The 17,005-nt window shown below is 62.9% G+C and carries 14 protein-coding genes; 4 read left to right on the top strand and 10 right to left on the bottom strand.

The features are described 5' to 3' along the window. Nucleotides 1-291 precede the first annotated feature (291 nt). Entirely contained in the window at nt 292-2,532 is a 2,241-nt protein-coding gene (locus tag C0V76_RS05115; RefSeq protein ID WP_101941294.1) for a hypothetical protein, read from the top strand. A 72-nt stretch (nt 2,533-2,604) separates the two neighbouring features. Beyond that, the gene (locus tag C0V76_RS05110; RefSeq protein ID WP_158239148.1) at nt 2,605-5,028 is read left to right on the top strand and encodes a pectinesterase family protein; all 2,424 of its coding nucleotides are present in this window, start codon (nt 2,605-2,607) and stop codon (nt 5,026-5,028) included. A gap of 108 nt (nt 5,029-5,136) precedes the next feature. Here C0V76_RS05110 and C0V76_RS05105 read toward each other — a convergent pair whose 3' ends face one another. From C0V76_RS05105 to C0V76_RS05085, 5 genes are all read right to left on the bottom strand, one after another. Continuing rightward, nucleotides 5,137-5,820, bottom strand: a complete 684-nt coding sequence (locus C0V76_RS05105; protein ID WP_101941292.1) for a nitroreductase — start codon at nt 5,818-5,820, stop codon at nt 5,137-5,139. A 66-nt stretch (nt 5,821-5,886) separates the two neighbouring features. After that, nucleotides 5,887-6,594 carry a FadR/GntR family transcriptional regulator gene (locus tag C0V76_RS05100; RefSeq protein WP_254048193.1) on the bottom strand — a complete coding sequence of 236 codons (708 nt, stop codon included), beginning with the start codon at nt 6,592-6,594 and terminating at the stop codon, nt 5,887-5,889. A gap of 93 nt (nt 6,595-6,687) precedes the next feature. Then, the gene (locus tag C0V76_RS05095; protein ID WP_101941291.1) at nt 6,688-7,695 is read right to left on the bottom strand and encodes a TRAP transporter substrate-binding protein; all 1,008 of its coding nucleotides are present in this window, start codon (nt 7,693-7,695) and stop codon (nt 6,688-6,690) included. Nucleotides 7,696-7,798: 103 nt separating this feature from the next. Next, complete coding sequence (locus C0V76_RS05090) at nt 7,799-9,076, bottom strand: TRAP transporter large permease subunit (RefSeq protein ID WP_101941290.1); 1,278 nt, start codon at nt 9,074-9,076, stop codon at nt 7,799-7,801. Nucleotides 9,077-9,088: 12 nt separating this feature from the next. Then, nucleotides 9,089-9,625: a TRAP transporter small permease gene (locus tag C0V76_RS05085; protein WP_101941289.1), complete on the bottom strand. Its 537-nt coding sequence runs from the start codon at nt 9,623-9,625 to the stop codon at nt 9,089-9,091. A 208-nt stretch (nt 9,626-9,833) separates the two neighbouring features. Here C0V76_RS05085 and C0V76_RS05080 point away from each other — a divergent pair, with 208 nt between their 5' ends. Then, complete coding sequence (locus C0V76_RS05080) at nt 9,834-12,002, top strand: dihydroxy-acid dehydratase (protein ID WP_101941673.1); 2,169 nt, start codon at nt 9,834-9,836, stop codon at nt 12,000-12,002. A 22-nt stretch (nt 12,003-12,024) separates the two neighbouring features. On the opposite strand, the gene C0V76_RS05075 is transcribed toward C0V76_RS05080, so the two are convergent. Beyond that, nucleotides 12,025-12,912 (bottom strand): hypothetical protein, encoded by an 888-nt coding sequence (locus C0V76_RS05075; protein WP_101941288.1) that lies wholly within the window; start codon nt 12,910-12,912, stop codon nt 12,025-12,027. A gap of 187 nt (nt 12,913-13,099) precedes the next feature. Beyond that, entirely contained in the window at nt 13,100-13,654 is a 555-nt protein-coding gene (locus C0V76_RS05070) for an NAD(P)H-dependent oxidoreductase (protein ID WP_101941287.1), read from the bottom strand. A 159-nt stretch (nt 13,655-13,813) separates the two neighbouring features. Between C0V76_RS05070 and C0V76_RS05065 the strand changes: the two genes are divergently transcribed. Then, nucleotides 13,814-14,224 (top strand): helix-turn-helix domain-containing protein, encoded by a 411-nt coding sequence (locus tag C0V76_RS05065; protein WP_216821658.1) that lies wholly within the window; start codon nt 13,814-13,816, stop codon nt 14,222-14,224. 8 nt (nt 14,225-14,232) lie between these two features. On the opposite strand, the gene C0V76_RS20380 is transcribed toward C0V76_RS05065, so the two are convergent. From C0V76_RS20380 to C0V76_RS20080, 3 genes are all read right to left on the bottom strand, one after another. Further along, the gene (locus tag C0V76_RS20380) at nt 14,233-15,564 is read right to left on the bottom strand and encodes a PAS domain-containing methyl-accepting chemotaxis protein (protein ID WP_101941285.1); all 1,332 of its coding nucleotides are present in this window, start codon (nt 15,562-15,564) and stop codon (nt 14,233-14,235) included. Nucleotides 15,565-15,780: 216 nt separating this feature from the next. Further along, nucleotides 15,781-16,662 carry an MFS transporter gene (locus C0V76_RS05055; RefSeq protein WP_216821657.1) on the bottom strand — a complete coding sequence of 294 codons (882 nt, stop codon included), beginning with the start codon at nt 16,660-16,662 and terminating at the stop codon, nt 15,781-15,783. Beyond that, on the bottom strand, nt 16,635-17,003 hold the full coding sequence (locus tag C0V76_RS20080; protein WP_216821656.1) for a hypothetical protein: 369 nt from the start codon (nt 17,001-17,003) through the stop codon (nt 16,635-16,637). Before C0V76_RS20080 ends, C0V76_RS05055 begins: the two co-directional genes overlap by 28 nt. Nucleotides 17,004-17,005 lie beyond the last annotated feature (2 nt).

Here is a 17,005-nt window from a genome sequence, read left to right as displayed (position 1 = left end):
GATATCCGGATTGCATTCGATGGTGGGTGCCTACCTTGCTATGCATCGGTTTTGTCAAGTAGCCGGGCTTGAAAAACTGACTTTCTGGCCCGGTTTTCCGGGCGGTAGCGGGTGGGCTTTCCACACAATGTGGGGAGAAGCCTGTGGATAATCCATCCGAAAGCCGGCCAAGGCCGCTCTGCTGCGGGGCGCGGCCGTGTTGCGCATTTTTTGCGCAGAGATGACTGTCATGTGACGTATGTCACATGAGCCCTGCGCTATGCTCGCCGCTCTATCCCGGCGGAGCCTGCGATGCGCGCATTCCTTGTCTTTTTCCTGCTGCTGCCCTTGTTCGCCCAGGCAGCGCCTGTGAAGCCTGGCTTCGATGAGGCGACATTGGCGGCGCTGCGCGAGAGCGTGGCAGAGCGCGAACAACGCTTCTTTAGCGGGGAGCAGCTGAAACCGCATGCCAGCGTAATCGACACGGCCGGGCTGCTGCTGGATGCGCTGGCCAGCGGGTCGGAACCCGCGCAGCAGTCACGCTTGCTGGCAGCCATTGATGCGCAAATTGATCGCGATACTGCGAGTCGCAGCTACGGCAATATTCACTGGTATCAGGGCGATCAGACATTGGTGGATCGCAATGGGGTGGAGTTCGTGACGCGCATGACGGCGCTGGCCTGGCTGCTCTATGGCGATCAGCTCGGCGTGGCAGAACGCCAGCAGTTGCGAAGCTTGCTGGAGTGGGCGCGGATCGGTGTGACGCGGCACGCGGTGGCCATCAGCTACACCAACATCTGGCTCATGAAATGCTGGAACTTGATCGCGCTGGGTGAAGGGCTGCAGGACGAGGCGCTGGCCCGCCAGGGCTACGCCATGCTGACGGAATGGCTGGCCTATACACGTCGCACCGGAATCAACGAGTACCTCAGCCCGAGTTATTACCCTGTTGATCTCGAAAGTCTGGCCCTGATCCATCGTCTTTCCGCCCAGCCGCAGGTGCGTGCCGAAGCACGTGAGGCACTGGATCTGCTGTGGCATGACGTTGCGCTGAACTGGTATGCGCCGGCGCAGCGCCTCGGCGGTACTCATAGCCGTGACTATGACCGGCTCTTCAACCTGGGTGGCTTGAACGCCTGGGTGAAGCGTGCGGGCTGGACGGGAGAGCCCGTTCAGCCCGCACGCGGCCCTTACACCGCCCTGGCCTGGGCGCCGCCGCCGCCCGCTGCCGGCCGCTGGCTGCAGGGACCGTTCCCGCGCCTAGTGTCTTCCCGCTGGGGAGAGGCGCCTGAAAAGCGCCATACGCATTATCTGGGACGCAGTTTCAGCATCGCTTCGGCCGAATCCGGCTATTACGCGGGGCATGACAACTCGCCGCTGGTGATTAATCTGGGTGGCGGACAGGATGTACCGATCATCAACTTCTTCATGGATGGCCGCCGTGACTACTACGGTCAGAACAAGACCCTGGAGGCGGGCTCCGGTCACCTGAAGGCGCTCCACCTGCGGCCCTTCCTGACCAGCGTGCAGCGAGAGGGAGAGGTGTTGTTCCTGGCCTCGGTGCGTGAGCGTAAGCCTGAGTATGTGGCACTGGAGTCAGTAGTGACCCTGCCGGCGGACGCCGAATTCTGGCTGGATGACAAACGCCTGGACGTGTTCCGGGCTGTCAGCCGCTGGCGACCGGATTACGCGCCGAATGGCCGCACAAGCTTCCTGCAGGTCGAAGCACGCGAGGGCGTGAATGAATTGCATCTGAGCGATCGCGATGAAGCGCAGGGCGTTGGGGTGTCGCAGAGCTTTCCGGTGCAGGGTGGGCAACGCTATCGCCTGGCTGCCAGCTTGCAGGGCGGCGAAGTTTTTCTCTACCTGAACTACCTCGATGCAGAGCGGCACCTGATTGGAGGCGAGCATTCGCTCAAAGTGGCGGGTGGGCAAGACGGATTTGCGATGCGTGAACTCACATTGCCGGCGCCTGAGGGGGCGGTGTGGTGCAAGGCCTGGCTGTACTCCACGCGTGCCAATCGAACCGAGCTGCGGGTGCGTGATCTGCGCTTCGAGCACGTCGGGCCTGAAGGGGCGACGCTGCTGGGCGGTTTTGATTTCCAAGTTTTCCAGCCGCAGGCGATTGCGCTACCGGCGGGCCGCACGCTCTTTGTGCGTCGCGGTGATGCGGTAGCCGCGCTACGCCTGCTGGCTGCCTGGGATGTGGCCGGGACGCCGATCGGTTTCACCTTGCATAACGACGGACTCGCCTGGCGGGCCTTGCGCCTTACCGCCGTGCATTCGCCGCAGGCAACGGATCAGCGGGCCTCGCTGGCGATGTGGGCCTGGGCTGGCGAAGGCCTGGCTGACGAGCAAGTCTTTGCGCGCGAGCGGCAGCGGATTCTCGGCCTGGGTGGCGAGGCCACGTTGCAGGGGGATGTGGTCCGCGCCAGCGTTGGGGTATTGCAGTTAGAGGCTGACGTGGTGAGCGGCCGGCGCCTGTTGCGGCAGGGCCACGCCGAAGTGCCGGACTCGGCCTGGAGTGTGGATGGCCGGGCGTGGCAGCCCTAGCGCAGGTGTAACATGCGACCGGTTCCAGCCCTGCGTATGGCGGGCTGTTTTTCACCAAATAAAGGGGATGTGATGGCTTCTTCTCTGCGTCAAATCACACGGGCTGCCGCAACGGTTTCAGCCGCCTTGCTGGCGGCCTGCGCCGTTCCGCAGGGGGGCAGCCAGCCCGCTGCTGCGCCGGCTGCGGCTGCGCAATGCGCGCCAGGGATCTGGTTCTGCGAAAACTTCGAGAGTGGCACGCTGGCACGCTGGGATCTGCTCCCGGCGGGGGGCGCTGCCACTATCGGCAAGGCCGATGGCGTGGCCATCGTGAAAACGGAGGCCGGTAACAGCTTCATGCAATATGACGCTGGCCAGAGCAAGGGCGTGGTGGCTGCGCTCAAGAGTGAGGCTTTCGCGGGCGTGAAGACTGCGGATTACTTTGTTGAAGCCCGCATCAAGCCGATCAACAATCAGACCAGCAACAAGTTCCTGTGCCTGCTGGGGCGCTATCAGGATGTGAACAACTGGTATGGCGGCTGCCTCAACGTGCAGAACAGCGCCAGCTCCAAGGTCGAGTTTCACAAGGCCAATGGTGGCAAGTGGCTGCGCGCACGCCAGTTTCCGACCCGTAGCATCGTGAATGACCAGTGGTACAAGCTGCGTATGGAAATGAAGGGCGATACGCTCAGTTTCTATATCGATGATGACCTCACCGGCAGCTTCACCGATGCCAGCATCAAAGGGCCGGGCAAGCTGGGCCTGTGGTTGGACAACCGCTCCTTCGCCATCGACGATATCGTGGTGGGCGATGCTAGGGTCAAGCCGGTCCTGCTTTCGCTGGATCAGCCGGGAGAGTGGAACGGTGAGGTGGGAGGCGCGGAGCGCGTGATCGAAGTGTCCGCCACCAAGACGGATTCTTCGGCGGACAGCTTCAGCGTGGTATCGAGTGACCCGAAGGTGGTGGCTGTGACCCAGCACGGCAACCAGGTCAGCCTGCGTGCGCTGAGTGCTGGCTCGGCCAGCATCACCTTCAAGAGTGGCAGCAACCCGGCTCTGCAACGTTCGGTGAAAGCCAATATCGAACCGGCCTTTGCGCTCTCTGCCGCCAGCTACGGCAATCTAGCAAAGAAAACCGAGCCGGCCGCGGGCAGCAAGGCTGCGTATGCCGATGGCGAACTGGCTCTGAGCTTCGATGTGCCACCGGTGCTTAACAGCATCGGCTCCTTGCGCATCTTCCGCGCCAGCGATGATCAACTGGTCGACGTCATCCGTCCGAAGGGCGAAGGCAATGTCTTTGGCCCCTCGCCGGATGGTTTCTACCGTGGCGTGAACATGCCGCTGATGCGCGTTGTCGGCAACAAGCTCGTCGTGCGTCCGCACAACGGCAAGCTGGAGTACAACACGGCCTACTACGTGGCGCTGTCCGACAATCTGCTGAAGGACGCCAAACTCGCTGGCAAGCCCTTCACCGGGCTGGGCAAGAAGGCCGGCTGGAGCTTTGTCACCAAGAAAGCGCCGGCTGCCTCCCTGACCCGGCTGACGGTAGATGACGATGGCAGCAAGGCTGACTATCGCAGCGTGCAGGGGGCGCTCGACCACGCCATGAAACTGCCGAAGGAAACGCCGGTCAGCATCAGCGTGAAGAAAGGCAGCTATGAGGAAATCCTGTTCCTGCGTGGCAAGGATAACGTCAGCATTCAGGGCGAGAGCCGCGAAGCTACGGTGATCCAGTTTGATAACTACGAGTCTCTCAATACCGGCCTTTCCATCGGCATGAACAAGCCGGTGGCCAGTGGCGGTGGGCGCGCGGTGTTCGCCGTGGGCAATGCCGACATGCTGGTGATCGATCGTCTGACCCTGAAGAACACCCATTACAAGCGTCTGGGCGTGAATGGCCAGGCTGAGACGATTTTCTTCATGGGTGATAAGGAACGTCTAATCGCGAAGAACGCCAACTTCATCAGTCGTCAGGACACCCTGCAGCTCAACGCCTACAGCTGGTTTTACAACACCCTGGTGGCGGGGGACGTGGACTTCATCTGGGGCAGCTCCAAGGCAGCCTTGTTCGAGAACAGTGAAATCCGCACCGTGGTCGATTCCACCGATGCAAGCAAGGGCGGCTATGTGCTGCAGGCCCGCGTGAGCACTGCGGCGGACAAGGGCTACGTTTTCCTCAACAGCCGCCTGACCCGGGAGGAAGGGGTGCCCGATGGTTCCACCGTGCTCGCCCGTAGTGCCGGCAGCCCGAACTACTTCGACAATGTGGTGTTCGTGAATAGCCGGATGGACAAGCACATCGCGCCCGAAGGCTGGTGGCTGAACCCGCTGCCGAATCCGGCCAAGGCCAGCGAGAAGGCCGGCTGGCGCGAATATGCCAGCGCCACCTTGAAGGGGGCTCCGCTCAATGTAGGAGGACGTGTAGCTGCTGCCCGTGGCCTGAGTGCTGCAGAGGCCGCGCCTTACGCCACCCGCGAGCAGGTGTTCTCGGCCATCGGCTGGGCACCCAAGCCCTGAGTGCCAGTGCACACTGGTTAAAGAAAGGGGCAGCCTCGGCTGCCCCTTTTTCATGCGTGTGCGGATCGTGAGTTTGTCTGGGTGCGACGTGAGCCGATGGCTCGTTCTTCAGTCGTGAAACTGGGTGAACTCGCTTGCCGGGATGCGCGGCAGCTCCAGGGTGTTTTCGGGAGCGCTTTCGTCGGCATAGCCCAGCGACATGCCGCAGACGACCATCTGATCGTCCGGGATGCCAAGCTGCTGTTTCACGATCGGATGGTATTCGCAGAAGGCCGCCTGCACGCAGGTATGCAGGCCATGCGCGCGGGCAGCCAGCATCAGGGTCTGCAGGAAGCCACCGTAGTCGATCAGGCTGCCCTGGCCGAGCACCTTGTCGATCGTGAAGATCAGGCCCACCGGCGCGTCGAAGAAGGTGTAGTTGCGTGCCCATTGCTGGCGCATCCGGGCGGTGTCTTTCTTGTCGATTTCCAGCAAGGAGTAGAGCGCCAGCCCGGTGTGGCGGCGGCGGCCCAGATAGGGCTCGCCCCAGGATTCCGGGTAGTAGGCGTACTCGCCCTTGTGCTCGAAGCTGGGGGTTTCGTACTCGGTGAGAATCTTTGCGCTGAGGGCTTCTTTCGCCGCTCCGGTCACAACATGCACATGCCAGGGTTGGGTATTCACGCCACTGGGCGCGCGCGCGGCAAGGTCCAGCAGGGCGAGCAGGGTGTCACGCGGAACGGGGTCGGGCAGGAAACGGCGGATCGAGCGACGACTGGTGACGATCTCGGCGAAAGAACTGGGGGTCTGATTCATGAGGCAGGTCCGGCAAGGAAAAACGATGGCGGCAAGCCTAGCAGTTTTGGACTCCGCCGCGTTTGATCAGGCCGCGCTCTCGAGCTTGATATGGGCGCGGCTGGCAGTGCGCGAGATCATTCCCTGAGCCATATCTTCGGCGGCGACCGGATTCTTCATGCGGATCATGTCGAAGAGATCGCTGTGCTCCTTGATCGTGAGCGCCATGTGGCCGGGTTCGGAGAGATAGGTGTGGTCGAAGATCGCGCGTTGCAGGGCGCTGATCGCATCGGCCAGTTGCTGGACCACGAAGTTGTGGGTGGCAGCGACAATCGCACGGTGGAAGGCGATGTCCGCTTCCATGAAGGCGTCACGGTTCGTGGTGTTGGCCTTCATGCCGTTGAGTGCGGCTTCGATGGCGACCAGATCGACGGCCGTGGCACGCTCGGCGGCCCAGCGCGAAATGGCTGGCTCGATCAGGCTACGCACTTCGATCAGGGAGGCGATCAGGGCCGGGTCGGCATCGCCGGAAAGCGCCCATTCCAGCACGTCGGCGTCGAGGTAATTCCACTGCTCGCGTGGCATGGCGACGAGGCCACGGTAGCGCTGAGCATCGATCAGGCGCTTGGTGGCGAGCACCTTGATGACTTCGCGCATCACGTTGCGCGAGGTGTCGTAGCGCTCGCACAGCTCGGCTTCGGAGGGCAGGGCGGCGCCCGGCGTGAACACGCCCTGGACGAGGTCACGGCCGAAGGCATGGATCAGGCGGTCGGTCTTCGTCAGCTTGGGGCTCACGGCGGTTTCCTTCAGGTTTTCAGGCAGCCGGTATCCTAGCAGGGAAGCGCAAGCGCATCGGGCCACATGGCGTGGCCCGATGCGGCTTCCGGCTTATTTGCGGATTTTGGCCAGTTCGGTCTGCAGATCCTTCACGACCTGGGTGTGGCCGTCGGCAGCAAACTTGTCGACCGCTGCGGTGGTTGTGGCGCGCATGCGGGCCAGCTCGGCGTCACTCGGCGTGGTGATCTGCATGCCCTTCTGCTTGAGCACTTCCATGGCCTTGATGGAGGCGGCGCGGCTGTCCTTGCGCTCGAAATCACGCGAGGCGATGGCGGCTTTCTGCAACGCGGCCTTTTCGTCGGCGGAGAGACCGTCGTACCACTTCTTCGACACGGTCACGATCCACGGGCTGTAGACGTGGCGCGTCATGGACAGGTATTTCTGCACTTCGTAGAACTTGGAGGATTCGATGGTCGTCACCGGGTTTTCCTGACCATCCACGGCGCCGGTTTCGAGTGCGGTGAAGAGTTCGGAGAAGGCCAGCGGTACGGCGTTGGCGCCGAAGCCCTTGAACATGTCGATGTAGACCGGGTTCTGCATCACGCGCAGCTTGATGCCGGCCATGTCTTCCATCTTGTTGACCGGGCGCTTGGAGTTGGTCAGGTTGCGGAAACCGTTTTCCCAGTAGGTCAGGCCGACCATGCCCTTGGCCTGCAGCTTGGCCATCAGGTTCTGGCCGAAGGGGCCGTCGAGCACGGTGTCGGCTTCCTTCTCGTTGGCGAAGACGAAAGGCAGGTCATACACGCCGAAGTCGCTAACGATGCCGACCAGGGTGGCGGTGGAGCCGACCATGATTTCCTGCGCGCCGCCGATCAATGCATTCTGCATTTGCGGATCGCTGCCCAGGCTGGCGGCGCCGAAGCCCTTGACCTTCCATTTTCCGCCGGAAAGCTTGCTCATTTCGTCGGCAAAGTATTTCACCGCACGGCCCTGGTTGCTGTCTTCCGCCAGACCGTAGCCAAAGCGCACGATGCGCGGCTTGAAGTCTGCCGCCTGGGCGGAGGCGAGGCTGCCGGCCACAGCCAGACCGATGATGATGGATTTGAAGATACGGTTCATGATTCCTCCAGCGGATGCGGGGTTGAGAGCAAAGCCGGGCTGCGGCTTCTTGAAGCGCCCCTCTTCCACCGTGGAAGAGGGGTGAGACGAAACAGGTTGCAGATCAGCGATACCAGGCCATCGGGGCGGTAATGATTCCCGGGAAGGCTACGAACAGCGCGATCAGCACGATGTAGACCAGCAGGAAGGGCCAGATGCCTTTGGTGGCACTTTCGAGCGAGATCTTGGAGATGCCGCAGACCACGTTGAGCACGGTGCACACCGGCGGGTGGATCAGGCCGAGGGTGCCAACGAGCACGAACATCACGCCGAAATAGGTCGGGTCGATGCCGGCTTTCAGCGCGATCGGCAGCAGCACCGGGCCCATCACCAGAATGGTCGGAGTCAGATCCATCACGGTACCCACGGCCAGCAGCAGGAGCATGATCGCGGCCATCAGCAGGCGCGGGTCCTGCATCAGCGGGCCGAGGAATTCGGTGACCTGCTGCGGCAGATCGGCCAGGGTGACCATGTAGGACGACACCAGCGCCCCGGCACACAGGAACATCACGGTGCTGGTGGTGCGGGCGGCATCGATCAACAGATGCACCAGTTGCTTGAAGTTGACTTCGCGGTAGATGACCATCGCTACGAACATCGAGTAGGCGGCTGCCACCACAGCTGCTTCGGTCGGCGTGAAGAACCCGCCGCGCAAACCGCCGAGGATGATCACGGGCAGCATCAGCGCCCACAGGCCTTTGACCACCGCCTGGCCGCGCTGGCCCCAGGTGCATTTCGGCTGCGGGGTGACGTCCATGTTCTTGGCCAGGCGGGCCCACACGAAGATCAGCGCCAGGCCCATCAGCACGCCCGGCACGATGCCGGCGAGGAACAGGTTGGTGATCGAGGTGTTGGTGGTGACGCCGAAAATGATGAAGGGCATCGAGGGCGGAATGATCGGGCCGATAATGCCGCCGGCAGCGATCAGACCGGCCGAGCGTGGCACCGGGTAGCCGTGGTTGCGCATCATCGGCACCAGCAGGGTGGCGAGTGCGGCGGTGTCGGCAATCGCCGAACCGGAGAGGCTGGCCAGCAGCACGGCGGCGGCGATGGTCACATAGCCGAGGCCGCCCTTGATGTGGCCTACGAGCGTCACGGCCAGATCGATGATCCGCCGCGAAATGCCACCGGCATTCATGAGTTCGCCGGCGAGGATAAAGAAGGGCACCGCCATCAGCGGGAAGCTGTCGGCACCGGAGAGCAGGTTCTGGGCAACCAGCTGGGCATCGAAGAAGTCCAGATGGAACATCAATGCCACGCCGGTGAGCACCAGCACGAAGGCAATCGGCATGCCCAGCAACATCAGGCCAAGCAGGGAGCCGAGGAATACAGCGAGCGTCATGATCGGCGTCCTTTATTGGCTGACTTCAGGTTCGGAGGCGGGGGCGTGTTCGTGGGCCTGCGGCTCGCCCGGGATACGGGCGAGCGGATGGCGGGTCACGATGCGCCACAGGTTCAGGCCCACCATCGGCAGCATGACCAGCGCGCAGACGAGGCCACTGCTTGCCATCAGCGCGGTGGGAAAGCCCAGCACGGTGGAGTAGGTGTCGAGCCCGATCACGGTCTGGCTCCAGCTGCCTTCGAGGAACAGCCACAGCGCGTAGAGCATCAGCAGATGGCTCACGATTGCGCAGCTGCGGCGAAGGCCGGCGGGCAGGCGGGCCTGAAGGATCTCCATGCCCAGGTGCGCGCCGCGGTGGAGGGCCAGGATTGCGCCGAGGAAGATCATCCACACAAACATCAGGCGGGCCACCTCTTCGGCCGCTGGAATGCCGGTGTTGAACACATAGCGCAGGACGACATTGGCGCCGATGGCCACCACCATCACGGCGAGAGCAAGCGCCATCAGCCATTCAACGGCGTGCTCGAGGCGCGGGGTCAGTTGTTTCACGATGATTCTCCTTGCGGTCGTGCCGGCCCGGCTGCGGGAGCGTTTTCGCACACCGGACTGGCTTGGGGTGAAATGTAGTGCATGAAACTCTTATGAGCCCATAGGTGTTTTCCATGATACTACTGATGATATACGGTTGTACTACAATCACCTGGAACGCAGCCGATGGGCAGTCTCGCCCTTGCTGTTCCGGAAGGAAGAAAGCGCCATGGACAACACCGCCGTCGTGAACCCCGAGTTCGCCACCCTCTATATAGATGAGGCTTACAACCCCTATCGCAGCTGCATCCAGGGTCTGGCCAACGAGCCGATCACGGTGCGGGCGCTGTTGCGCCGGGCGGATGACCTTCTGTGCGATGAGCCAGCGTTCGCGGGTCTGGGAGACCATTCGCTGGAGGCGATCGTGGCGCGTCTCGCGGCCAATCGCCCGCGGGTGGCGATCATTCAGGGCTCGCCGGATCACCCGGCGCACATGTTCGATTACGAGCACAGCCTGCGCGCCGCTGCGCGCATCTGGCAGAACGGTGGCGTGCCCTTCACCTTCGGCATCCCGGTGATCTGCGACGGCACCGCGCAGAGCAACATCGGCCAGAGTTACTCGCTGGCTTCGCGCAACCACACGGCCACCGCCGTGAACATCAATTTCGAGGGCCACAGCTACCACGCGGCCTATGTGCTGTCGGGCTGCGACAAAACGCCGACCGGCATCCTTTCCGGCCTCGCCTCGGCGGATCGCGCCCGGCGTCAGCCTGCACGCGGCACCGCGCCGGTATGGGCGATCTTCGTGCCGGCGCATGTGCTCAAGGGCGGCACGATTCCGAAGCGCACGCGCCAGAAGCTGCAGGCTATTCAGGATGCCGCCATCGCCGCCGGCGACGCTCAGCTCGCCGCGGACATCGAGGAAAACTGCCACTACATCCTGCAGTGCTCGTCGGACGAAGCTTTTCTCGGCCATCTGCAGCGCGCCGAGGAGAAGGGCCTGGTGACGCGTGCCGAAGCCGATGCGATCCTCAACGAGCTGGCTGCCGCCACCTGCGACGACAAGGGCGGCATCTGCGCCTTCAATGGCACCGGCAACTCCTCGCGCACCCTGGTTGCGGCGCTCGGTTTCGTGCCGGCCGAATCGGAGCTGCTGACTGACGAGCCGGGCACCGATGTCGTGCAGCGCAATGTTGATCAGCTCTTCCGAATGTTCAACAAGCCCGAGTATTCGGTGTGTAATCTGCTCGAGAAGAACTATGCCAACGCCATTCGCATCCACGGGGCGACTGGCAGTTCCTCCAACCTGATGCTGCACATGCCCTGCGTGATGCGCCATGCCGGCTACGACGTCAGCCTCTTTGACTATGCCCGCGTGCGCGATCAGCATGCCGTGCCGGATGTGTTTGCCCACAGCCTCACCGAGGGGCGCGACACCTTCGTGCTGGCCCAGCAGGCCGCTGCCGGCCTGCATCACGGCATGACCAGCCTGTTCAAGGTGCTCACCGACCTGGGCGTGCCGATGGATCTGGATGCGCCGACGGCGGCGGGCCTCACCTGGCGCCAGCGTGTGGCGGCGATTCCGGTGGCCGTGTCACCAAAGCTGCCGCAGGAAAAGTCGGTGATCCGCATCCAGCCGATCCGCGCCATTTCCGGCACCGACGTGATGCGCGGCAACTTCTTCTCGTCCTGCACGCTGAAGGTGGCCGGCATGAGCAGCGAGTCCTGGCAACGGTTCAACGGCCGTGTGTTTCTGGTGCGCTATTACGAGAACGAGATCGATTGCAACGACGACCTGCGCTCGACCAATCTCGTCGAACGCCTCGCCGCACGACCGGCGCTGACCCCCGAATTGCTCGCTGCAATCCGTCGCCACGCGGGAGCACCAGCCGACCAGAGCGTCACCGAGATGATCACCAGCGGCGTGCTGGCTTTCGCCTTCGTTATCGCCGGGCAAGGGCCGAAGGCCTTCGGTATGCCCGAGATGTTCGCGCCGAGCCAGTACATGCGCCATCACGGGGTGATCGAGAAGACTTCGATCATGATTACCGATGGCCGCTACTCCGGCGTGACCAAGGGCGCCTGCGTGGGCCACATGGTGCCGGAAGCCTATGAGGGCGGCGGTATCGGTGCGCTGGTCGATGGAGATCTGCTGTGGGTGCAACTGGCTGAACGCCGGATCGATCTGCTCGACACGCCAGACTTTCTCGCCGGCCGCCTGCGCCCCTTACCGGCAGCGCCGGCTCGCGCGGAACTGGTGGCCGAACGCCGTGCGCGGATCGAAGAACGTCAGTTGCAGGTGGCAGCCAGCAGCATGATGGAAGGCGTGACCGACGCTGAATACGGCGTGGTGCCGCTGGCGGTGCACAAGCGCGCCACCCTGCGCTGGCCGGCCTGAGCCAGGCCAGGGCCAAGGGCAATCAGAAGGGCTTCTTGGGGTCGAAGTAATACTTCTGGTAATCGAAATCGATGCGTCCGATATCCGGGTTCTGCAGGTGGAAGATGCGGCGCTGATCAAGGCGCGCAAATGCCAGGGCGCTGCGGAACTCCGCCAGCCAGAGCTTGCGCAGGGAGCCGTCCTTGTACGCCCTCTGCATGCCGCGGGTAATCCGTTGGAGGGCCGGGCCATTTCGTGCGCTGGAAAAGAAAAAGCGCGGCAAGGGATAGGCCAGGGCGAAAGAGCTGTCCACCAGCAGGTTCGATTGCCCTTCATGGCTCTTCAGCTCGGGTTCCAGCTCGTTGATGCCGCGGCAAAAAAGATCCACTCGGCTGGCGGCTACCATGCCGAACAGGCTCTCGTAGCTGCCAACCTCCTGCACCGTGAGTCGGTTGTGGCGCAGGATGTTCACATCCGCCCAGCCCAGACCCTGGGCGATGGTGTACTTGCGTAGCTCTTCGAAGCTCTCGAGGCGGGCAATTGCATCATGGGCCGCCGGGGAGACGAAGCACACGCGGTAGCCAGTCACACCGAAATCAACCGGAAAGCGGGCGTAGTCCAGGCCCTGATCCAGCAAGGCATTCTGAAAAGTGGTCATCACCAGCAGGTTGGTGAGGCTACCGGCCCTGGCTTCAGCCAGGGCCCGCGCGGTATTCATTGGCGCACTGGTCCGGATCTCGTAATCGCCGTATTCCGCGCGGGTTTTCTCCAGCGCCAGCTTCACCAGTTTCAGGTTGTAGGAAGTGCGCGGATCGCTCCCGCTCTCCGCCGCCGTCAGGGTGAAGATCTCTGCCTGGAGTGTGGTGCTGCCGAGCAGGCAGAAGAGCAGAGTCAGCAGTCGGATGAGGTGCTGTACGGGAGGCTGGAGCATGGCAGGCGTAAGAAGGCGGATGCAGTCATAACGGTCGCTGCGACAGATATCTGAAGCCGCCCTTCAGCATATTAGCCCCTCTTGGCCATTCTGCAGGGCTGCCCAGATTGCCGATCACGTCGTCGGCTGTTTGCGCCCCAAAAAAAAGGGGCTGCCGTGGCAGCCCCGTGCGATGTATCAAGTGCCTTCAGGCCTTCAGGCGTGAGGCGATTTCGGCCACCCGTGCGCCATACTTTCCGGCGGTATCCAGGTCGCCTTGCGGAATGGCTTCGGCGCCCGCGTCGGATGGCGATTGCACCAGCAGGCCAACCGAGCCGCCGAGGTTGTTGACGTCCTGGCGAGTGGAGGCCAGCGTGTTGGCCGGCGGCAGCCCGAGGCTCACCCAGATGCCGCCGTGCTGCGAAGCCAGGGTCTGCAGGCTGATCAGTGTGACGGCTTTGTCGCCATTGAGGCTGGCGCTATTGGTGAAGCCGCCGAAGACCTTGTCCTGCCAGGCGCGGGTGAACCAGGCCTTGGAGGTGGCATCGGCAAATTTCTTGAACTGCCAGGGGGCGGAACCCATATAGGTCGGCGCGCCGAAGATGATGCCATCGGCAGCTGCCAGTTCATCCCAGCCTGCCTCCGGAATATTGCCTTCGCTGTCGACTGCAAGCAGCGATGCGCTGGCGCCTGCGGCAACCGCTTCAGCAATGCGACGGGTATGGCCATAGCCGGAGAAATACACAACGACGATCTTGCTCATGAGGACGTCCTTTCGGTTGGGCACTGCTAGGGAGAAAATCTGTATCGCTTCAGGCATGAGCGTTTGGCTCGCTCGCGATGAGTCTGGATGGATGGTATCTTCTGGAAACCAGGTCAACAAGAAGGTACTTTGTACTCACCTGGTTACCTTGGAGAAACCATGTCTGTAGTGACTTCGAGTGAGCGCTGCATGTCCGGCGCCTATGATGTCTATTCTCGTCACTGTCCGGCTCGTCTGGTGCTTGATCGCCTTGCGGACAAGTGGGCGCTGCTGGTGATCGGCCGCCTGCGCGGCGGCACCCTGCGTTTCAACCAGCTGCGCCGCGAGGTGGATGGCGTATCGCAAAAGGTCTTGTCGCAGACGCTCAAGAAACTCGAGCGTGATGGCCTGATCGGGCGCAGCGTGATTGCAACGGTGCCGGTCACGGTCGAATACTCGTTGACCGGGCTTGGCAACACGCTGGCCGAAACCATCGAGCATCTTTCGCGCTGGGCCGAATCCAACATGCCCGGCATCCTGGCCGCTCAGCAGAGCTATGACCAGCGCAGCGGTCTGACTGAAGTGCCCTGAACGAGGGCTCAGTTGGCTGAATGTGCCGCCGCCTTCTTCAGTTCTTGCACGATCGTGACGACTTTCCCCGCCCCGTCCTGAATCTGGCGGATCGTGGTGCCGACCTCCGACACCATCCGGGTGCCTTCTTCAACCCCCTGCAGGCTCTTGTCCATGCTGTCGATCACCGTGCGGGTTTCGCTCTGGATCTCGTTGATCATCCGCGAGATATCCCCGGTGGACAGACTGGTTCGCTCCGCAAGCTTGCGGACTTCATCGGCCACCACGGCAAAGCCGCGCCCCGATTCCCCCGCACGTGCGGCTTCAATGGCGGCGTTCAGGGCCAGCAGATTGGTCTGGTCGGCGATTTCCTTGATCGTATTGACGATGGAAGTGATCTGGCTGGTCTTCTCACCCAGGCCATACACCTGACTCGATGAGGCATTCATCTGGGAGGAGAGCTTTTCCATCTGCGCAATCGTGTCGCGGATGGTCAGATTGCCATGGTTGGAGAGTGCTTCGGCCTGCAGTGAAACTTCGCTGGCAGTTTCTGCACTTTGATGCTCGGCCTGCGCGCGCAGCACGCGCTGTGTGACATCGCTGGCGAATTTCACGACCCGGCAGGGCTTGCCCTGTTCATCCAGCACCGGGTTGTAGCTGGCCTCAAGCCAGACTGTTTGCCCCTGTTTCGTGACGCGCTCCACGAGGCCGGTGAAAAACCGGCCGCTATTGAGGGCGCGCCAGAATTCAGCATATTCCGCACTGGCGGCATGGCTGGCGGTGCAGAAAATACGGTGATGCTGGCCGATGAGTTCGTCGTGGCGGTAACCCATGACGGCGAGGAAGGGCGGGTTGGCGGTGATGATCCGGCCCTGCATATCGAATTCGATGGCCGCCATCGAGCGGTTGAGGGCATCAAGCAGGGCTTTGCTTTGCTCTGCAGTCTTGACGCGTTCCGTGACGTCGCTGGCGATCTTGATCACCTTGCAGACCTTGCCCTCCGCATCGCTTACCGGGAAATACGTGGCCTCCAGCCACACGACACCGCCATCCTTGCGCAGGCGGCGGAACGTGCCCGTAAAAGACTCGCCGTGGCGTAGGCGCTGCCAGAAATCACGATATTCATCGCTGTTTGCGAAGGCAGGCTCGCAGAAGATCTGGTGGTCCCGGCCAATTACTTCACTGGCGGCATAAGCCATCGTCTGACAGAAAAGAGAATTTGCATTGCGGATCACCCCGTCGCTGCCGAACTCGATACGCGCCACGCTGCGGTCCAGTGCTGAGGCAATTTCGCGCAGAGATGAAAGCTCGGTGCGCAGTTCCGTGATTTCCTGAACGTGCTTTCTTGAAGGGCCGAACATGCGCTTCTCCTGTTGAGCGGCGCATGGTCTGACGCTCGCCGGCACAGCGAAGCGGACGGGTTTGCATGACATGCGGCCGGACCATCCATTACCGGGATGGGCTTGCTTCAAGAAATAGCGGCAGACAGGAGCAGGGGCTTGAACAGGGAAAACCCTTTTTCTCGAAGGGGCGCCCGGAGGTGCGTAGAGAGGCCAGTACTGCGCTGGCCTCTAGCGTCAGTGTGGAACTCTGGCGGCGTCCGGACGTGCGATGCCGTGCATGGCATGGGGCGTCAGCAAAGCCACGAGGACGGCAAAGAAGGCCACCACCAGCAGGCCGCTGGAGAGGCTGCTGTGCTCGGCGATAGCGCCGATCAGTGGCGGGCCGCACATGAAGCCCAGATAGCCGATGCCGGAAACGCCGGCGATGCCACTGGCCGGTGATACGCCGGGTACGCGCGCGGCGGCCGAGAACAGCACCGGGATCACGTTCGAAAGCCCCAGCCCAACCAATGCAAAGCCGCCAATGGCGGCCCAGCGCTCACCGATCAGCAGGGTCAGCAGCATCGCCGCGCCGGTCAGCCAGGTCGACAGCTGCAAGGTGAGGCTGGCGCCGAGGCGGCCGCGTAGCCAGTCGCCGCCGAAGCGGCCGGCCGCCATCGCGCCGGAGAAGGCGGCGTAGCCCAGCGCAGCAATGCTGGCCGGGCTGGCCAGCTCCTGGCTCATGTAGAGCGTGCTCCAGTCGTACATCGCGCCTTCGCTGACCAGCGCCAGTGCGGCCAGCAGGCCCAGAAGCAGCAGCACGCCATGCGGCAGGCGGAAGCCCTGATGTTGCTCGTCCGGCGAATGGGTGGCATGGGTGGGCAACATGGCGCGGGCGGCAAACCACACCAGGGCAAAACCCGCCGCACAGGTGAGTGCAACGTGCAGCACTGGGCGAATTCCGGCCCCGGCGACGAGGCTGCCGTTCAGCGCGCCGGCGAGTCCGCCCAGGCTGAAGAAGCCGTGGAAGGAGGGCATGATCGGCTTGCCCATCTCGCGTTCCACCGCCACGGCTTCGGCATTCATGGCCACATCGAAGCCGCCGCTGCCTAGCCCGAAGGCGAACAGCAGGAGCACGAGCAGCACATAGCCGGGTGCGAATAGCAGGGCCGCAAGGCTGGCGCAGACCACGCTGGCGCCGCACAGCACCACCGGGCGCCGCACAGCACCACCGGGCGCGCACCGTGGCGCGCCACCCAGCCGCCGACGCGGGTCAGCGTGATCAGCGAGCCGATGCCGGCGGCCAGCATCAGCCAGGCCAGCTGGGCCTCGCTGAGGCCGAACTGCGCCTTCACTGTCGGCACATGCACGCCCCAGGTGGCAAAGAGCAGGCCGCAGATGAAGAAGTGGGCCTTGGTGGCGATGCGCGCGTGCAGTAACTGGTGTGCTGGCAGGCTCGGGGGGACTGTGGGTGTCACTG

Origin of the sequence: Uliginosibacterium sp. TH139 (genome assembly GCF_002855595.1) — a bacterium.
Taxonomy (GTDB): Bacteria; Pseudomonadota; Gammaproteobacteria; order Burkholderiales; family Rhodocyclaceae; genus Uliginosibacterium; species Uliginosibacterium aquaticum.
This window is presented reverse-complemented; position numbering and strand designations above follow the sequence as displayed.